The sequence below is a fragment of the Flavobacterium sp. PL11 genome (assembly GCF_035985025.1).
In the GTDB taxonomy this organism is placed as follows: domain Bacteria; phylum Bacteroidota; class Bacteroidia; order Flavobacteriales; family Flavobacteriaceae; genus Flavobacterium.
This window is the reverse complement of the sequence record NZ_JAXCIA010000022.1, coordinates 13129-30787: the sequence shown is the minus strand read 5'-3', so window position 1 is coordinate 30787 and position 17659 is coordinate 13129. Positions and strand designations below refer to the sequence as shown.

Genomic DNA, 17659 nt, shown 5'->3' with positions numbered 1-17659 from the left:
TTGAAAAAGATTTATTTATGATTTCAACTCTGCTAAACTTTCTTTTAAAGCATTGATAAAAGTATCAATAGCTTCTTTTTTGATTGTTAGTGGAGGAAGGATTCTTAATAAGTTTTTATTGCTGGCACTTCCAGTGAAAATATGTTTTTCAAGAATTAACTTTTTTCGCAAGGCACTTACATCAAAATCAAATTCTACGCCTAGCATTAGTCCTCTACCTTTAACTTTAATGACCTCTGGGACTTCTTTTATTTTTTCTTGAAAATAGGTAGAAATTGCTACTGCATTTTCCATTAATTTCTCTTTTTCGATAATATCTAAAACTGCAATTCCTGCTGCACACGATAAATGATTACCGCCAAAGGTTGTTCCTAACATGCCATAAACTGCTGCGATATGATGACCAATTAGTACGCCTCCAATAGGAAAACCATTACCCATTCCTTTAGCAATAGTTATTATATCTGGCGTAACGTTATGGTGTTGAAATCCAAAAAACTTGCCAGTTCGTCCGTATCCGGCTTGAACTTCATCTAAAATGAGAACTGCTTCATAAGTTTTACACAACTTTTCCAGCGTTTGAAAAAACGATGTCGAAGCTTGATCTAATCCACCCACACCTTGAATAGATTCAATTATTACAGATGAGACATCTCCCTTTGCAAGTTCTTTTTCTAAGGCATCAATATCATCAAATGGCAGGAATGTTACTTTTTGTTGTTTGTTTAAAGGGGCATTAATTTTTTCATTGTCAGTTACTGCAACAGCAGCTGAAGTTCGTCCATGAAAGGAATTATGGAAAGCAATCACTCTTGATTTACCATTTACAAAAGAGGCTAGTTTTAAAGCATTTTCATTTGCTTCAGCGCCTGAGCTACACAAGAATAAATCATAATTTTCGCAGCCAGATAATTTTCCTAATTTTTTAGCTAATTCCTCTTGAATTGGATTTTGAATCGCATTTGAGTAAAACGCTAAATGATCTAATTGATCTTTGAGCTTTGCCACGTACTCAGGATGTGTATGACCCACAGAAATTACGGCGTGTCCACCATAAAGATCTAAATATTCAATTCCTTTGTCATCAGTAATGATACAATCTAGACCTTTTACCGGAGTTACATCATATAATGGGTAAACGTTAAATAAATTCATTGTTTTTTATTTTTGTTTAATAGTTTAGTCGGTTAATCGGTTAATCGATTAAACAGTTAATCGATTAACCGAATAAATGTCTTTAAAATCCTGATGGTTTCAAATGTAGTCCTGTGCTTTCATCTAATCCAAACATTAAATTCATATTCTGAATCGCTTGGCCTGAAGCTCCTTTTACTAAATTATCAATCACTGAGGTAATTAATAATCGGTTTCCTTTTTTCATTAAACTGATGATACATTTATTGGTTTGCACCACTTGTTTCATATTAATGTTTGTTGTGGTCACAATTACGAAAGGCTGATCTTTATAAAAATTTTCATATTTTTCCAATATATTTTCCAGCTTTTCCTCGACTGTAGTGTATAATGTTGCAAAAATTCCTCTAGCAAAATCACCTCTATTTGGAACAAAAATTAATTCATTTTTATAGTCTGCCTGCAGCTGATTCACGCTTTGGTTAATTTCGCCTAAGTGCTGATGTTCAAAAGCTTTATAATGTGACATATTATTAGATCTCCAACTAAAATGTGTGGTTTCTGATGGAGAAACGCCAGCTCCTGTACTTCCGGTGGTGGCATTAATATGAACGTCATGATTCAGCAATTTGGCTTCCGCCAAAGGCAATAATGCTAATTGAATGGCTGTTGCAAAACAACCTGGATTAGCTATAAATTGAGCATTTATAATTGCTGTTTTGTTCAGCTCCGGTAGTCCATAAACGAAAGTGCCTGCGTTAAATTTTTTATCTGCGGTCAAGCGAAAATCATTACCTAAATCGATAATTTTAGTGGTACTTGCTAACTGATGTTGCGCTAAAAATGCTTTAGACTTGCCATGTCCTAAGCACAAGAAAATAACATCTACAGCTGGATTTACAGTGTCAGTAAAATTCATTTCGATGTCACCTAATAAATCATGATGCGCCACAGAAAGTGGTTTGCCTGCATTAGTTGTGCTATAAACGAAATCTAATTTAGCCTTAGGATGAAACATTAATATTCTGATTAATTCCCCTGCAGTATATCCTGAACCACCTATTATTCCAACGTTGATCATAATTTCTATTATTTTTTTAAAACTGAATTTCTTTTACTATTCTCCTGTACGTTCTTTTACCTTTTAGTTGTTTTTAAATATTTTAAATCATGTCTACAAGTTCTGAAAAAGACCGTGTAGAAGGTAATAAATAATCTTAAACTGTTTTGGCTAGACGAGTGCGTGAGGGATAGAGGCCGCTTCCTTTTGTGAAGCGTTAGCGCAACAAAAGATACAGCATATAGCCCGACCCATCCCCGATAGCAATCGGGGTTACAGAAGGTCACGCCCAAAAACTAATTATTATCATTCATAAGTTTCATTATTCACTGATGAAAATATGTTTTGTGCATTGCCTAAAATTTTAATAAATCCTTTAGCATCATCAGATGTCCACGCATTATTCATTTCGCCGTATTGTCCAAAACCTGTATTCATCAAATCATTTTCAGACTCTATTCCGTCAAGCGAAAAATGATATGGTTTTAAAGAAACAGTTACTGTTCCATTCACTGTTTTTTGAGTGTCTTCAAGGAAAGCTTCAATGTTTCTCATCACAGGATCAAGAAATTGTCCTTCGTGAAATAACATCCCGTACCAGTTTCCTAATTGCTCTTTCCAGTATTGCTGCCATTTTCCAAGAGTGTATTTCTCTAATAAATGATGGGCTTTAATAATAATCAAAGGAGCAGCGGCTTCAAAACCAACTCGGCCTTTGATGCCAATAATTGTATCGCCTACGTGAATATCTCGACCGATAGCATATAAATTGGCTATTTTTTCAAGAGCAACAATATTATTGGACGGTTTATCTTTTTTGCCATTTATAGCAATTAGTTCTCCTTTTATAAATTCTAAAGTTACTTTTTCTTCGCCTTCTTTATGTAATTGTGATGGATAAGCCTCATTAGGCAATGGTTTTCCTGAAGTTAATGTTTCTTTTCCTCCTACGCTAGTTCCCCACAATCCTTTGTTGATCGAGTATTGCGCTTTTTCCCAGGAATAATGAACTCCATTTTTTGCTAAATAATCTACTTCTTCTTGCCTAGATAATTTTAGATCTCTGATAGGAGTGATAATCTCAATTTCGGGAGCTATGGTTTGGAATATTAAATCAAACCGTATTTGGTCATTACCAGCACCAGTACTTCCATGAGCAATTGCTTCAGCACCCATAGATTTGGCATATTTTATAGCTTCCATCGCTTGAAAAACGCGCTCGGCACTTACTGATAATGGGTAGGTGTTATTTTTTAATACATTGCCATAAATTAAATATTTTATGGCTTTGTCATAATATTTATCTACAATTGTTAGGTTAGTATGTTTTGCGCTACCTAATTCGTAAGCTCTTTCCTCGATGGCATTAAGTTCTTCTACATCAAATCCACCTGTATTTATAAGGACAGTATGTACTTCATATCCTTTTTCATTTTTTAAATATTTCAGACAATACGATGTGTCTAAACCGCCACTGTAGGCTAATACTACTTTTTTCATTTTATTTATTTTTTCGATCTAACTTACATGATAATAAGTATCAGTTTTAAAGTAAATCAGATTTATAGTTTATATTGATTTTTCTAAGAAAATGGCTTGCTTTATTTTTTTTAAACGATTCCAAATCCTCACGTTGAAAGGATGTTTTGGTGGATCCTTAACTTTTTCTTTCGGGTCATAAAGCATCCCGGTACAAAGGCATAACTTATTATCTTTACTTTTTAGAATTTCATAATTAGTGCATGTTTGGCACCCTTTCCAGAAACTTGGGTCACTCGTTAATTCAGAAAAGGGAACAGGTTTGTATCCTAAGTCCGAGTTAATTTTCATTACCGCTAAACCTGTAGTTATCCCAAAAACTTTAGCCTCAGGATATTTTTTTAAGGAATAGTCAAATACAAATGATTTAATTTTTTTAGCTAAACCTAAATTTCGGTAATCTGGATGTACTATTAAACCTGAATGCGCTACAAATTTTCCGTGTTGCCAACTTTCGATATAACAAAAACCGGCAAATTGACCTTCGACCAATGCAATGACAGCATCGTTAGTTTCCATTTTTTTCTGGATGTAGTCAGGAGTTCTTTTTGCAATTCCAGTACCTCTTAATAGAGCGGATAACTCTATGGTATCGCAAATTTCTTGCGAATATTTATAATGTTCTTCCTGAGTTACAATAATAGAAATATTCATTTCAAGAGTTGAATTTTGAGTTAAATAATATGTAAGACGTTTGTTTTTGAAATAAACTTTCATCAATGACTACTAGAGCACAAAAATTATATATTGTTAAACAATAAATAAGATGATGACCTAAAACCAGTAAATTAAATATAGATTTTGGGTATAATGTTCGAATACAAAATAGGATTGATTTCAAAACGAGAAAATAAAAAATGAATAAAAATATATCAGAACACTTGTGGAAACTATACTAATAGCGTCCGTACTTCGGGAGAAGTAGTAGGTCTGTTTGTCCGTGAGATTGGATTTATATTTAAACTGTTCATTTTCATTGGGTCAAAAGTAAACAAAATTTAACAAGGAATCATTTGTTTGGTTAACAATAACAAATTTTTATGGTATTGTTATCTTTAATCAAAAAAAAACTCCCTGACTGTTTTAAGTCAAGGGTTTTTTTACGAAATAAGTATTAGACACTAATTTCTAAATCTATTATTAGTAATAATGTTTTTTATTTTACTCTTTAAATCTTCACCAGTATCATAAATCATTTGCTCACTGCTTGGAAAAATAACCGATTTTTTATCAAAATATAAGTAATAATTATCGTCTGATGCGCGACGGTCTCCTTTATAAGTTGCATGAATATTTTCAAAAACGTATTCACTTGTGATAGGGAATGTTTTTAAAATTTGCTTACTTTTTAAGTTTATATAATCGATTTTAGCGGTTATTTGACAAGATTTAAATTGTCTAAACTCATAAATAGTAGCATTTACTTTTCTAAGATTATCGACTAATACCACTTTACCTTTATCATCTAAAACTTCTTTTCCATTAGCATCGATCAGCTTTTTAGTGCCATCTTTGATGATGCGTTCTTTTGAAAATTCCTTTTCTTTTATTTGCTCAGGTGATATATAAATTTGTCTAAAATTGATTATTAATCCATAATCGTAATAAATTCCTTTTTGTTCAGCATTATGATAAACGGTCCATTTGTCATTTAATCCTAAGGTGCTGAAATCTAATAAATCATTTTGAAGGCGCACGGGAATAATCATATTCGTTTCATTTTTAGTATAAACCGAAACATAGTCAGCGCCTCTAACCTTTGCATCTTCTAGTAGCTGCACAACGTTTTTATAATTGGGATTTATTTTGTTTAGATACTCTAGATCGTCATACGCTGTTCTATAATTCATTTTGTCTGAAGTAGACAATAATTTTTTTGCATTAGCATGTAAATAGGCTGAAAGCGTATTTTTACTATCTATTATTTCATCAGTATAATTATCAAAGGGGAAAATTGCATTCCGTCCTTCTTTAATTAGTTTTAAAGGCAACAATGGTTTAATATTCTCTTGGCGTTGGTTTAACTGTAAATAGGTTGTATATATTTTTTCCAATTGGGAAGGATTGGCCTCTTTATTTAGCATTTTTATTGAATTCAAATCTTGCTCTTTTGCTTTGGCGAAAGCCTCCTCTAATAAATAAACATAATCTTGCTTTGCTTTTTTATTTTTATTAGTCTGTAAATAGGAACGAGCACTATTGATGGCCTGATCATAATTTCCCGAACTTAATAAATTTTGTGTCTGCTTCACGCCGCAAGCAAATACGCAGAGTACTAAACATATTAATAGTAATACTTTTTTCATTGGTGATTTATTTTTGGAACTACTAATTATATTAAAAATAATGAATGATCAAAAGTAGCAAAATTTATATGTCTATAAATCTAATTTCAATAATTGTATTTGTTTATTATTTGACCTTAAGTCTACGTAAAAATAAATTTAATAATACTCGTTCTTAGCTAACTAGCTAAGATTTTAGCTGCACAAGTGAAAGAGTATGATCAGTATTTAATTTCAAGTTATTTATATTTTCCAATAAATAAGCTTTTTATAAAAATAATTAAATAGTAGAAGCAAAAGTATGGGCTGAAAACAAAAAATTGCTCAACGCTAAACTTAGTATAATAAAACAATAAATGTGGTTATGATATTAAAGGAGATTTTTTATCTTTAAAATTATTTTTAATTCAAAAAATTTATGAAAAAATTACTAAGTATTTATCTTTTATTTGTTGGTACAATTCTTTGTGCACAAGATAAAGCAACAAATTATGTGGCTGATAATTACACTAAAAAAGAAGTCCATATTAAGATGCGAGATGGCGCAGAACTCTTCACGGCAATATACAGTCCGAAGGACGTTTCAAAAAAATATCCTATCATAATGCAAAGAACACCCTACAATTCAGGGCCTTATGGAGACGATCAATTAAAGCGCAGTATTTCTCCGAGTGAAACCATGATGAAGGAAGGCTATATTGTGGTATATCAGGACGTTCGCGGTAGATATATGAGCGATGGATTGTATGATAATATGCGTGCTTTTATTCCCAATAAAAAAGGGAAAACTGTTGTTGATGAAGCCTCTGATACTTATGACACTATTGATTGGTTAATTAAAAATGTGAGTAACAATAATGGAAATGTGGGAACTTGGGGTATTTCCTATCCTGGTTTTTATGCGACTTATTCATTATTAAGTAATCATCCAGCATTGAAGGCTGTTTCTCCACAAGCTTGTATTGCTGATTTCTTTTTTGATGATTTTCACCACAATGGTGCATATTTATTAAGTTACTGGAAAGTGACGCCATTATTTGGACCTCAAAAAACAAAACGTACGACTGAATCTTGGTTTAAATTTCCAGAAATAGGTACAAATGACGATTATCAATTTTTCTTGGATGCAGGTCCTTTATCGAATTTAGATAAATATTATGGAAAAGACAACGAGTTTTGGCAACAGTTAAAAGATCATTCTAGTTATGATGATTTTTGGCAAAAACGTGATATTCTTCAACATCTAAAAGATATTAAACCTGCTGTAATGACAGTAGGAGGTTGGTTTGATGCCGAAGATTTGTACGGACCTTTAAACACCTATTCGACAATTGAAAAAACGAGTAAAAATTATAACACACTTGTTATGGGACCTTGGAGTCATGGCGATTGGGCGCGAAATTCAGCCAAACAAGTAATTGGTAACATAAATTTTGGAGATAGTATTTCTAGTTTTTATCAAAAAAATATTGAAGCTAATTTTTTCCGTCATTTCTTAAAGAATAATGGAAAAGGTGAAAATAAACTGCCAGAAGCTTATGTTTTTGATTCGGGATCTAAGGACTGGAAAACCTATGATGCTTGGCCACCAAAGAATACGGAGAAGCAGGATTTCTTTTTGCAAGAAAATCAGTTAACTAAAATGGCTAAAAGAAATATTGCTTTTGAAGAATTTCTAAGCGATCCTAAAAAACCCGTTCCTTACTCAGAGGATATAAAACAACAAGGAATGACGCCAAGGAAATACATGACTGATGATCAGCGTTTTGCTGCAAGACGTCCAGATGTAATCGTCTTTGAGACTGAAATTTTAGATAATGACACAACGCTGGCAGGAGAAATTCTGGCTAAACTGCAAGTTTCTACAACTGGAACAGATGCCGATTGGATTGTAAAAGTTATTGATGTATTCCCAAAAGATGAGCCAGAAACTAAAGAAGTAGCGCCTTATTTAAAAATGAGTAATTATCACATGATGGTGAGAAGCGAAGTAATGAGAGGTCGTTTTAGAAATAGTTTTTCAAAGCCTGAGCCTTTTGTAGCTAATCAAAAAACCGAAGTAAATATAAAACTGCAAGATGTATTTCACACCTTCAAAAAAGGACATAAAATACAAATTCAAGTTCAAAGCACTTGGTTTCCATTAATTGATTTGAATCCGCAAACATTTGTAGATAATATATTTTATGCAAAACCAGAAGATTTTCAAAAGCAAACACATCGAATTTACAATGATTCAAAAATTCAGTTTACTGTTTTGAAATAAGTCTTATTGTAGAACAAGATTTGATGATATTTAAAAAGCATCAACTGTAAATAGTACAGTTGGTGCTTTTTTAGTTTTTGATTATAAATCTTTTTACTTTAAAGTATGCTGGCTTAATATTTTATACACTTCGTTTATATTATTACCCCCTTTTCCAAATTGTTTTACAATTGGATTTAGATCATGATTTAACCAAATTTTTAACTCGGCATCCATATCTAAGATTCCAGCGCTCTCTTTTGAGAACTTTTTAATACTAGTGTAAGGAATAGACATATATTCTACTTTAGTTCCCACTAACTGCTTTTCAGCTAATATTAATCTTTTGTTAGTAAAAATAAACATGTCTCTAATAAGTTTATATGCTTTTTCAATTGTTTCTCCTTGAATTAATAAAGGTTCAAATTCTGTTGTTACATTTTGAATATTAACTTCTGAAGCATTGCCCAATATGGCATTAAATAGTCCCATAATTTTTATTTTTGATTATATTTCGTTTTGTATTTATCATTTAATTTAGTTTGGTGTGTTTCTAAACTAATTGATCTACCTTGAATAAAAGCATTTGTCAATTTGTTAGTTCTCATGTCTAGTGCGTCACCTTCTGATATAAATAAGGTTGCATCTTTACCTTGTTCTAGTGTACCACATTGGGCATCAATACCTAGTATCTTTGCAGTGTTAGAGGTGATTAGCTTTAAAGCTTCTTCTTTTTGCATTCCGTAAGCCACGCAGGTTCCTGCTAAAAACGGTAAATTTCTGGTATTCATTCTTTCCATACTACCACTATTTTCTAAACCTACAAGCACTCCTTTATCTGATAATAATTTTGCTGATTTAAATGGAAGGTCAATATCATCATCTTCTTTTAATGGCATTTCATGTACTCTTCTCAACAGCACACTAATATTGTTTTTTTGTAATAATTCAGCTGTTTTGTAAGCTTCATAACCTCCTACAATTACCATTTTCTTAATACCATTTTCTTTGGCAAATTGTACTGCATCCGTAATTTGCTTCTCCTCATTAGCATTGATAAAAACAGTCTGAGTTCCATCAAATATTCCTTTTGCAGCTTCTAATACTACATTTCTGTCCTTTGAAGCGCTTGCTAAATACGCTTTAGCATCAGAAAGAAAAGCGGCTAATTCCGCTATTTGTTTTGGATAATCCTTATTAGCTTCAATTCCACCTGGCTCAAACCAAGAACCACTTCTTTTAAAAGTAGAAGGGAAATTCACATGAATTCCGTCATTTTCTTTGATTAGTGCATCTTCCCAATTCCATGCATCAAGCTGTACAATAGATGATGTTCCAGCTATTCTACCTTCACGAGGCGTTATTTGGGCCATTAAAACCCCATTTGGTCTTACCGTTTCGACAACTTTAGAGTCTGCGGTGTAAGCAATAATACTTCGAATATGTGGTTTCATAACGCCAATTTCTCCTTCATCATCTGATGATTTAACAGCATCAATTTCAACTAAACCAAGTGTAGAATTTGGAGCTATAAATCCAGGATACACATGTTTTCCGCTTGCGTCAATTGTTATATCGTAAGCATCTTTAGCTAAACGAATTACAGTGGCGTCTGCAACTAAGTTGATTTTTCCATTTACAAACCCAATAGCACTGTTTTCTATAATTTTGCCATTTCCTAAATGTGCAGTTGCATTGAGTATTAAAACTGATTTACTTTGTTTTAATGCAGGTATTTGTTGTGCTTTTAGATGTATTGATAAACCAAATACCAATAATAAAAGATATATTTTCTTATTCATTGTTGTTATATTTTTAAAGTTGCTTAGCTTTTTTCAAAGTCATTAATTTAAAATTTTAATTTATTGTCTCTAGCACACTATATTTGTAAATACCTAATTTGATGCTGTATTGATTTTTATAATGCGATAACAACTAATTTTATTCTTCCATAGTATCGCAATGGTATTCTACCTTTTCTGTCTTTTTAGGTTCTTGCGTAATCATGCCTTTGTTTTTTTCTTGCAACAACTGGCTAATTAACTCATTGCGTTCTTTTGAAATAGTGATTCTATTTTCTTCGTCTTTTTTGCTGTCATAATATACAACACCTTCAATTAATGTTTTTTCAGCTTTCGCATAGATAGAAAGAGGATTATTATTCCATAATACTACATCAGCATCTTTACCCACTTTAATACTCCCTACTTTATTATCGATACGCAATAATTTAGCTGGATTTAAAGTAACAAATTTCCATGCATCTTCTTCTGATACATCACCGTATTTCACTGCTTTTGCTGCTTCTTGATTCAATCTTCTAGACATTTCAGCATCATCAGAATTGTAAGCTACAACAAGACCTGCGTTATGCATAATAGGTCCATTAAAAGGTATTGCGTCATTTACTTCAAATTTATACGCCCACCAGTCAGAGAAAGTAGAAGCTCCCACACCATGTTCTTTCATTTTGTCAGCTACTTTATAACCTTCTAGAATATGTGTAAAGGTATTAACTTTAAAATTAAATTTATCAGCTACATTCATCAACATCAAAATTTCAGATTGTACATAAGAGTGACAAGAAATGAAACGCTCGCTATTTATTATTTCAGCTAGAGTTTGCAATTCTAAATCGACTCTTGGTGCTTTTTCTTTTCCTTTTTTACCAGCAGCGTTATATTTTTTCCAAGCCAAGTCATATTCTTTAGCACGTTGAAAATAATCTATAAAAACTTGTTCTACACCCATCCTAGTTTGAGGAAAACGTGTTGGATTTGTAATTCCCCAATTGGCTTGTTTTACATTTTCTCCAAGGGCAAACTTGATGAAGCCTGGCTGATCTTTATAAAGCATTTCTTCTGGAGAAGCACCCCATTTCCATTTTACAATCGCAGAGCGACCGCCAATAGGATTTGCAGAACCGTGTAGCAATTGAGAAATAGTTACTCCACCGGCAAGATCTCTGTAAATATTAATGTCTTCAGAATTGACCACATCTTGGATAGTCACTTCGGCACTTGAATTATGTCCACCTTCATTCACTCCATTAGAAATAGCGATATGAGAGTGTTCATCAATAATTCCGCTGGTTAAATGTTTTCCTTTTGCATCAACTATAGTTGCTGAAGCGTCAGAAATATTTTTTCCTACAGCTGCTATTTTTCCATTTTTGATAAGGACATCTGTTTCTTGTAAAATTCCTTCTTTTTCATTTGTCCAAACGGTTGCATTTTTAAAAAGCATTGTTTGTGCTTCTAATTTCTTAGTGTTACCGTACGCAACATTTGGAAATGTAGTAGGCATAATTTTAAATTGATCTTCGGTTTTTACAGGTTCAACTATTTTTACAAAAGGACTAGTTTTTACAGCCGACCATTTTGTTTCGGTTCCGTCTGGTAAAACTGCTTTTCCTGAAAGGTTTTCTGTGTTATCAATATAGCCAATAAGTCTAGTGAAGGTCGTTTTTGTAGAATCATTTGGTTTTATTACTGTTGACATCCAGTTTTCAGAAATAGTAAGTTTAGATTTTACTTTTTTTGAATCAGTTGTCGAGATCTCTGATTTAGGTGTAGCAATCTCTCCATCAATTTTCCAACTAAATTTTTCATTATTGATAGTCAAATCGTAAGTTCCACGAACATCTTTAACAGTAATGTCATTAACAACATATTTATTTCCTTGCACCCAGTTTTCATATAAAGTTGTTTTCTCATCGAAAATTTCGCCCGACGTGATAACAAAATTAGCTAAACTTCCAGTTTTCAAAGTTCCTATTTGATCACTTTTTCCTAGGATGGCTGCAGGAATCGTTGTTAATGCTTCCAAAGCTTTTGTTTTATCAAAACCATATTTAATCGCTTTTAATAAATTAGGTCTAAAATCCTCCATTTTCTTTAACTTGTCGGTTGTTAAAGCGAATGTAATTCCGTTATCTGATAAGACTTTTAAGTTAGTAGGAGCTTGATTCCAAAAACGCAAATCTTTCAATTCCATTTGATCGGCCTGGTTGGGATCAGAAACATCGTAAGCTAGCGGAAAATTTATTGGAATAATATACTTAGAATTTGTTTTTTTTATTTCATCTAATCTTTCAAATTCATTTCCACTTCCTTTCAATACATAATTTAAACCAAATTCTTTAGCAATTTTAGCGGCTCTTAAACTGTTCAATTTATCTTCAGTTGTAAATATTTGAACTAGTTTATCATTATTAGCGAGTGCTTCCAGTGATAAATCCTTAGTAACCGAATTTCCTTTTTTATACCAGTCTAAGTCAAAATACATTTGGCGCAATAATGCCATCATGCCCATTAATGAACTAGGATAGGCTTGGTTTGTCGTAACACTTTTTGTGAATCCAAAATGATTAGATACTTTGTCAGATAGCAATTGTTTGCTTTTATCAAAGTTGTTTAGAGCTATTAAAGTACCAGTTCCACGGGCAATTCCATCTTGAAGGTGCGTACCAACTACACCAAATCCAGCTTTTAATAATTCCTCAGCTTTACTTTGATCGTATACGAAACTTTCAAATGCATTGACCTCTGAACGAATGCTTTCATTCCAGTAGTAACCGATTCTTTTTGTATCATACAAAGGATTTCGCTCTGTGTTTCTCTTTGGTTTTTCGATACCAAAGCTAGTATACATATCAATAAACGAAGGATAAATTGATTTCCCTTGTAGGTTTATTGTAGTAGCGTTCTTAGGAATTTCTACTTTAGTGCCAGTAGCAATTACTTTACCATTTTGAATTAGTAATGTACCATTTTCAATAACCTGAGTGGGTGTTACATAAATTCTCGCATTGGTAAAAGCGGTGTAATTCATAGTAGTGTTGTGAATACTTTCGTTATTTGGAAAGTACTCTTGGGCATACGTTTTTGTCAATAAAAAACTGAGAACGAGTAGCAGAATTGTTTTTTTCATAATGTAGGTTTGTAATTAGTGGTTAAATATATTAAAATGATAATGTTTTACCAATTTTATTTTTGATTTACTTTTAATATTTATTTAATACTAATGATTGAATAAATATTCTCTGATTTTCTTGTTCAATTTTTATAAATAGTAGCATTTTTTATGTATTATAAATCTGATTTTCACTATTATTATATTTTTTGCTTGATTAGTATAAATAATTAGAAATGTTTATCTAATTTTAGATTTAAATACTTAAATATGCTAATTAAAGTTTTTGGAAGTGCCGTTTTTGGTGTAGAAGCTACAACTATTACTGTTGAGGTAAACATCGATAAAGGAATTGGATACCACTTAGTTGGCTTACCTGATAACGCAATCAAAGAAAGCAGTTATCGTATTGCAGCGGCGCTAAAAAATAATGGTTATTCTATGCCAGGAAAAAAAATTACTATTAATATGGCTCCTGCTGATCTGCGAAAAGAAGGTTCAGCTTATGATTTAACTTTAACTATAGGTATTCTTGTCGCTTCAGGACAAATCAAGGCGGATGACATTGACAAGTATGTAATAATGGGAGAGCTTTCTCTTGACGGAAGTTTACAACCTATTCGTGGTGCTTTACCAATTGCAATAAAAGCAAAGGAAGAAGGTTTTAAGGGTTTCTTTTTACCAAAGCAAAATGTAAAAGAAGCCGCTATTGTAGCTGGATTGGATGTCTACGGAATTGATAATGTTCAGGAAGTTATAGATTTTCTTGAAGGTAAAGGCACGTTAGTACCCACAACAATTGATACGCGAGCCGAATTTTATAAAACTTTAGATTTTCCAGAATTTGATTTCTCGGATGTAAAAGGGCAGGAGAGCATAAAGCGCTGTATGGAGATAGCCGCTGCTGGCGGTCACAATATTATATTAATAGGTCCACCTGGCGCTGGAAAAACGATGCTCGCCAAACGTTTACCAAGTATTTTGCCGCCTATGACCTTGCGTGAAGCATTAGAAACTACTAAAATTCATAGCGTAGCGGGAAAATTGAAAGAAGTTGGATTGATGAATCAACGGCCATTCCGTAGTCCGCATCATACTATTTCAAATGTGGCATTAGTTGGTGGCGGAAGTTATCCACAACCTGGTGAAATCTCGATGGCTCATAATGGTGTTTTATTCCTAGATGAGTTGCCAGAGTTTAAGCGTGATGTTCTTGAAGTAATGCGCCAACCGCTAGAGGATAGGGAAGTAACCATTTCTAGAGCTAAGTTTACGGTTACTTATCCTTCTTCATTTATGTTAGTGGCGAGTATGAATCCAAGTCCAAGTGGTTTTTTTAATGATCCTGATTCGCCTCAAACTTCTTCGCCTCATGAAATGCAGCGGTATTTAAGCAAAATTTCTGGTCCTTTATTAGATCGAATTGATATTCATATCGAAGTAACACCAGTTCCTTTTGATAAATTATCAGATGATCAAAAAGCAGAAAGTAGTGTAGAAATTCGTAAAAGAGTAACAGCTGCAAGAGAATTACAAACATTGCGTTTTGAGCAAATGGAAAATATTCACTACAATGCTCAAATGAACACAAAGCATATAAGAGAATATTGTGCACTTGATGATGTTTCTAAGCAATTGCTAAAAACAGCCATGGAACGACTAAATCTCTCGGCTCGCGCTTATGATAGGATTTTAAAAGTTGCCAGAACAATTGCTGATCTTGAAGGAGCCTCCACGGTTATTTCATCTCATATTGCAGAAGCAATTCAGTATAGAAGTTTAGATCGCGATGGTTGGTTGGGATAATTGTTTGTTCTCTAAGTATGCCCTTGTGTTTATAAAAGTTGTCCAACTTGAGGTAACGATAATCGGTTTTTAAACTATATAACTTTAATAATATACTTCAGTTGGAGACTGATTAATCTTTATTCAAATTCTCAAGCTTTCTAAAGTTGAAAAAAATAAATAGAACAAAAAGCCCACGGTTTAAACCGTGGGCTGATTTATAATAGTATTATCAAAAAAAATTATTTAGTAAAACGTCTTTCAGTATTAGCACTTGGTCTTCGCGGGCCAAAACTATTATTGCTTTTCTTTACGGGTTCAACTTTGGGAGTTCTTGGAGTCGAATTTCTTTGTGGTCTACCTTGACCTAGTTTTATAGGTTCCTTTGAAGCTTTTGGATCAGGCTCAAAACCCACAATTTGCTCTTTTTCTAATTTTAAACCAATCAGTTTTTCAATATCACGTAAAAATACTGTTTCATCTGGACTAAACAATGAAATAGCTTCTCCGCTCGCTCCAGCTCTTCCCGTTCTACCTATACGATGAACATAGTCTTCTGGAATATTTGGCAATTCAAAATTCACAACATGAGGTAATAACGGGATATCTAAGCCACGCGCAGCAATGTCTGTCGCCACTAGGGCAGTTACGCTTCCGTTTTTAAAACCTGCTAACGCTTTAGTACGTGCGCCTTGGCCTTTATTTCCGTGAATAGCTGCTGCGATAATTCCAGCATTATTCATGCTTTCACATAATTTATTAGCACCTTGTTTAGTTCGAGTAAAAACAAGAATTTGTTTCCAGTTTCCTTCAGTTATAAGTTTAATAATTAAGTCTGTTTTCTTCTCTTTGGCAACAGGATATATTTTTTGAGCAATAGCTTCAACAGTTGTGTTTTCCGGAGTAGCTTCCACCTGCACTGGATTGTGCAATATTCCCATTGCTAATTTTTTAATATCCTGTGAAAACGTAGCTGAAAATAATAAATTTTGTCTTTTTACGGGTAAAACTTTCAATATGCGTTCAATATCTCTAAGAAATCCCATATCTAGCATTCTATCAGCCTCGTCTAAGACTAAGATTTCTACTTTACTGAGAGAAACTAAACCTTGATTTTGTAGATCGATAAGTCGGCCCGGAGTTGCTACTAAAATATCTACACCGTTTTTAAGTTGAGCTGCTTGTGGATTTTGATTAACACCTCCAAAAATCACTGTACTTCGAACATCTAAAAAACTGCTATATTCTTTGATGTTTTCAAAAATTTGAGCAGCTAATTCCCTTGTTGGTGTTAGTATCAGCGCGCGAATTGGCCTGTGTCTCAATTGTTGGCTTTGTGATACTAATTGCAATATAGGTAAAGTAAAAGCAGCAGTTTTTCCTGTTCCTGTTTGTGCAGATGCTAAAACATCTTTACCTTCTAATATTGGTTTTATTGATTTTTGTTGAATGGGAGAAGGAGTTGAGTATCCTTTTTTACTGATGGCTTTTAATAAAGCATCAGATAATCCTAATGAGCTAAATGACATAAATTGTGTTTATGAAGCAAACACAATTTACAGGTTTACTTCTTTAATTTGCTGCGAAGGTAGTACTATTTTTTTAATGTGTTTTTAATTGATAAATTTAGTTTGACTAATAGGAAGTTGCATTGGTGAAGATGATTGTTTTTTAAGTCAATAATTATTGAGCCAATTTTTATCATCCCATTTTTTTTAAATTATCATAATTAATATTGGCCTTAGTTAAAATAATCAATCGGGTAATTAAACCCGATTTATTATCCTACAGCAGTACATTATTATTATCTTATTTCAGCAAAAGTATTCCCTTGACTAATATCACCTGTATTATAACCCTTCATAAACCAAGCTTTTCGTTGCGCTGACGTTCCATGTGTAAAGGATTCTGGAACGATACGCCCTTGAATTTTTGATTGTATAGCGTCATCTCCCACCGCATGAGCGGCACTTAAGGCTTCATCAATATCGCCTTCCTCTAAAAAGTTATTCATTTTTTGGTTATAATGTGTCCACACTCCGGCATAAAAGTCGGCTTGTAATTCTAGCGCTACTGATAATCTATTAGATTCAATTTTACTCTTTCCTTGTTGCATTTCTCGCATTTTTGCAGAAGTTCCCATCAACGTTTGTACATGGTGACCAATTTCGTGCGCTATTACATAGGCGGTGGCAAAATCTCCTCCTTGAGCACCAAATTTAGTTTTTAGCTCTTCAAAAAATGCTAAATCCATATATACCTTTTGATCAGCAGGACAATAAAAAGGGCCAGAGGCTGCGGTAGCACTCCCACATCCCGTTTCATAGAAATCTGTAAATAAAACAAGATTTGGTTTTTCATATTGCATATTATTTTCTTGAAAAATCTTACCCCACACATCTTCAGTATCTACTAATATAGCTTCAATAAATTTACCTTCCTCTTTTTCTTTAGCTGTAAGTTCTCTTTGTTCAGTTGGTGCTTCTTGACCTTGAGTCATTTGTTCTAATAAAGGTGTTAGCATTTGTGCATTTTCTCCACCAAAGGCGTTCAGGAGCAAGATTACTACACCGATTATTCCGCCTCCCAAAATTGTTTTTCCTCCAGAAGACATACCTCTCTTATCTTCAAAGTTGCCGCTACTACGTCTGCCACTCCATTTCATAAGTTTTATTTTTTTAAGTTTATACCTAAATT

Annotated in this window: 12 protein-coding genes; 2 read left to right on the top strand and 10 right to left on the bottom strand. The window is 33.1% G+C overall.

The features are described 5' to 3' along the window. Window positions 1-15: 15 nt before the first annotated feature. From RCH18_RS11910 to RCH18_RS11890, 5 genes are all read right to left on the bottom strand, one after another. Window positions 16-1155 carry an aspartate aminotransferase family protein gene (locus RCH18_RS11910; RefSeq protein ID WP_326936980.1) on the bottom strand — a complete coding sequence of 380 codons (1140 nt, stop codon included), beginning with the start codon at window positions 1153-1155 and terminating at the stop codon, window positions 16-18. 82 nt (window positions 1156-1237) lie between these two features. After that, window positions 1238-2215 (bottom strand): N-acetyl-gamma-glutamyl-phosphate reductase, encoded by a 978-nt coding sequence (gene argC / locus RCH18_RS11905; RefSeq protein WP_326936979.1) that lies wholly within the window; start codon window positions 2213-2215, stop codon window positions 1238-1240. 285 nt (window positions 2216-2500) lie between these two features. Beyond that, window positions 2501-3694, bottom strand: coding sequence for an argininosuccinate synthase (locus RCH18_RS11900; protein WP_326936978.1), 1194 nt, complete (start codon window positions 3692-3694; stop codon window positions 2501-2503). Between the two features lie 69 nt (window positions 3695-3763). Then, complete coding sequence (locus tag RCH18_RS11895; protein WP_326937004.1) at window positions 3764-4387, bottom strand: GNAT family N-acetyltransferase; 624 nt, start codon at window positions 4385-4387, stop codon at window positions 3764-3766. A gap of 467 nt (window positions 4388-4854) precedes the next feature. Beyond that, window positions 4855-6039 carry a hypothetical protein gene (locus RCH18_RS11890; RefSeq protein ID WP_326936977.1) on the bottom strand — a complete coding sequence of 395 codons (1185 nt, stop codon included), beginning with the start codon at window positions 6037-6039 and terminating at the stop codon, window positions 4855-4857. A 397-nt stretch (window positions 6040-6436) separates the two neighbouring features. Here RCH18_RS11890 and RCH18_RS11885 point away from each other — a divergent pair, with 397 nt between their 5' ends. After that, window positions 6437-8284 carry a CocE/NonD family hydrolase gene (locus tag RCH18_RS11885; RefSeq protein WP_326936976.1) on the top strand — a complete coding sequence of 616 codons (1848 nt, stop codon included), beginning with the start codon at window positions 6437-6439 and terminating at the stop codon, window positions 8282-8284. Between the two features lie 93 nt (window positions 8285-8377). On the opposite strand, the gene RCH18_RS11880 is transcribed toward RCH18_RS11885, so the two are convergent. The 3 genes from RCH18_RS11880 to RCH18_RS11870 form a co-directional block, all read right to left on the bottom strand. Further along, window positions 8378-8755, bottom strand: coding sequence for a PH domain-containing protein (locus RCH18_RS11880; RefSeq protein WP_326936975.1), 378 nt, complete (start codon window positions 8753-8755; stop codon window positions 8378-8380). 5 nt (window positions 8756-8760) lie between these two features. Beyond that, complete coding sequence (locus RCH18_RS11875) at window positions 8761-10065, bottom strand: amidohydrolase family protein (RefSeq protein ID WP_326936974.1); 1305 nt, start codon at window positions 10063-10065, stop codon at window positions 8761-8763. A 139-nt stretch (window positions 10066-10204) separates the two neighbouring features. Continuing rightward, window positions 10205-13195 carry an amidohydrolase family protein gene (locus RCH18_RS11870; protein WP_326936973.1) on the bottom strand — a complete coding sequence of 997 codons (2991 nt, stop codon included), beginning with the start codon at window positions 13193-13195 and terminating at the stop codon, window positions 10205-10207. Window positions 13196-13447: 252 nt separating this feature from the next. Between RCH18_RS11870 and RCH18_RS11865 the strand changes: the two genes are divergently transcribed. Then, window positions 13448-14983, top strand: coding sequence for a YifB family Mg chelatase-like AAA ATPase (locus RCH18_RS11865; protein ID WP_326936972.1), 1536 nt, complete (start codon window positions 13448-13450; stop codon window positions 14981-14983). A 221-nt stretch (window positions 14984-15204) separates the two neighbouring features. Here the strand turns inward: RCH18_RS11865 and RCH18_RS11860 are convergent, their stop codons facing one another. Continuing rightward, the gene (locus tag RCH18_RS11860; protein WP_326936971.1) at window positions 15205-16491 is read right to left on the bottom strand and encodes a DEAD/DEAH box helicase; all 1287 of its coding nucleotides are present in this window, start codon (window positions 16489-16491) and stop codon (window positions 15205-15207) included. A 275-nt stretch (window positions 16492-16766) separates the two neighbouring features. After that, window positions 16767-17627, bottom strand: coding sequence for a KPN_02809 family neutral zinc metallopeptidase (ypfJ, locus tag RCH18_RS11855; RefSeq protein WP_326936970.1), 861 nt, complete (start codon window positions 17625-17627; stop codon window positions 16767-16769). Between the last annotated feature and the right edge of the window lie 32 nt (window positions 17628-17659).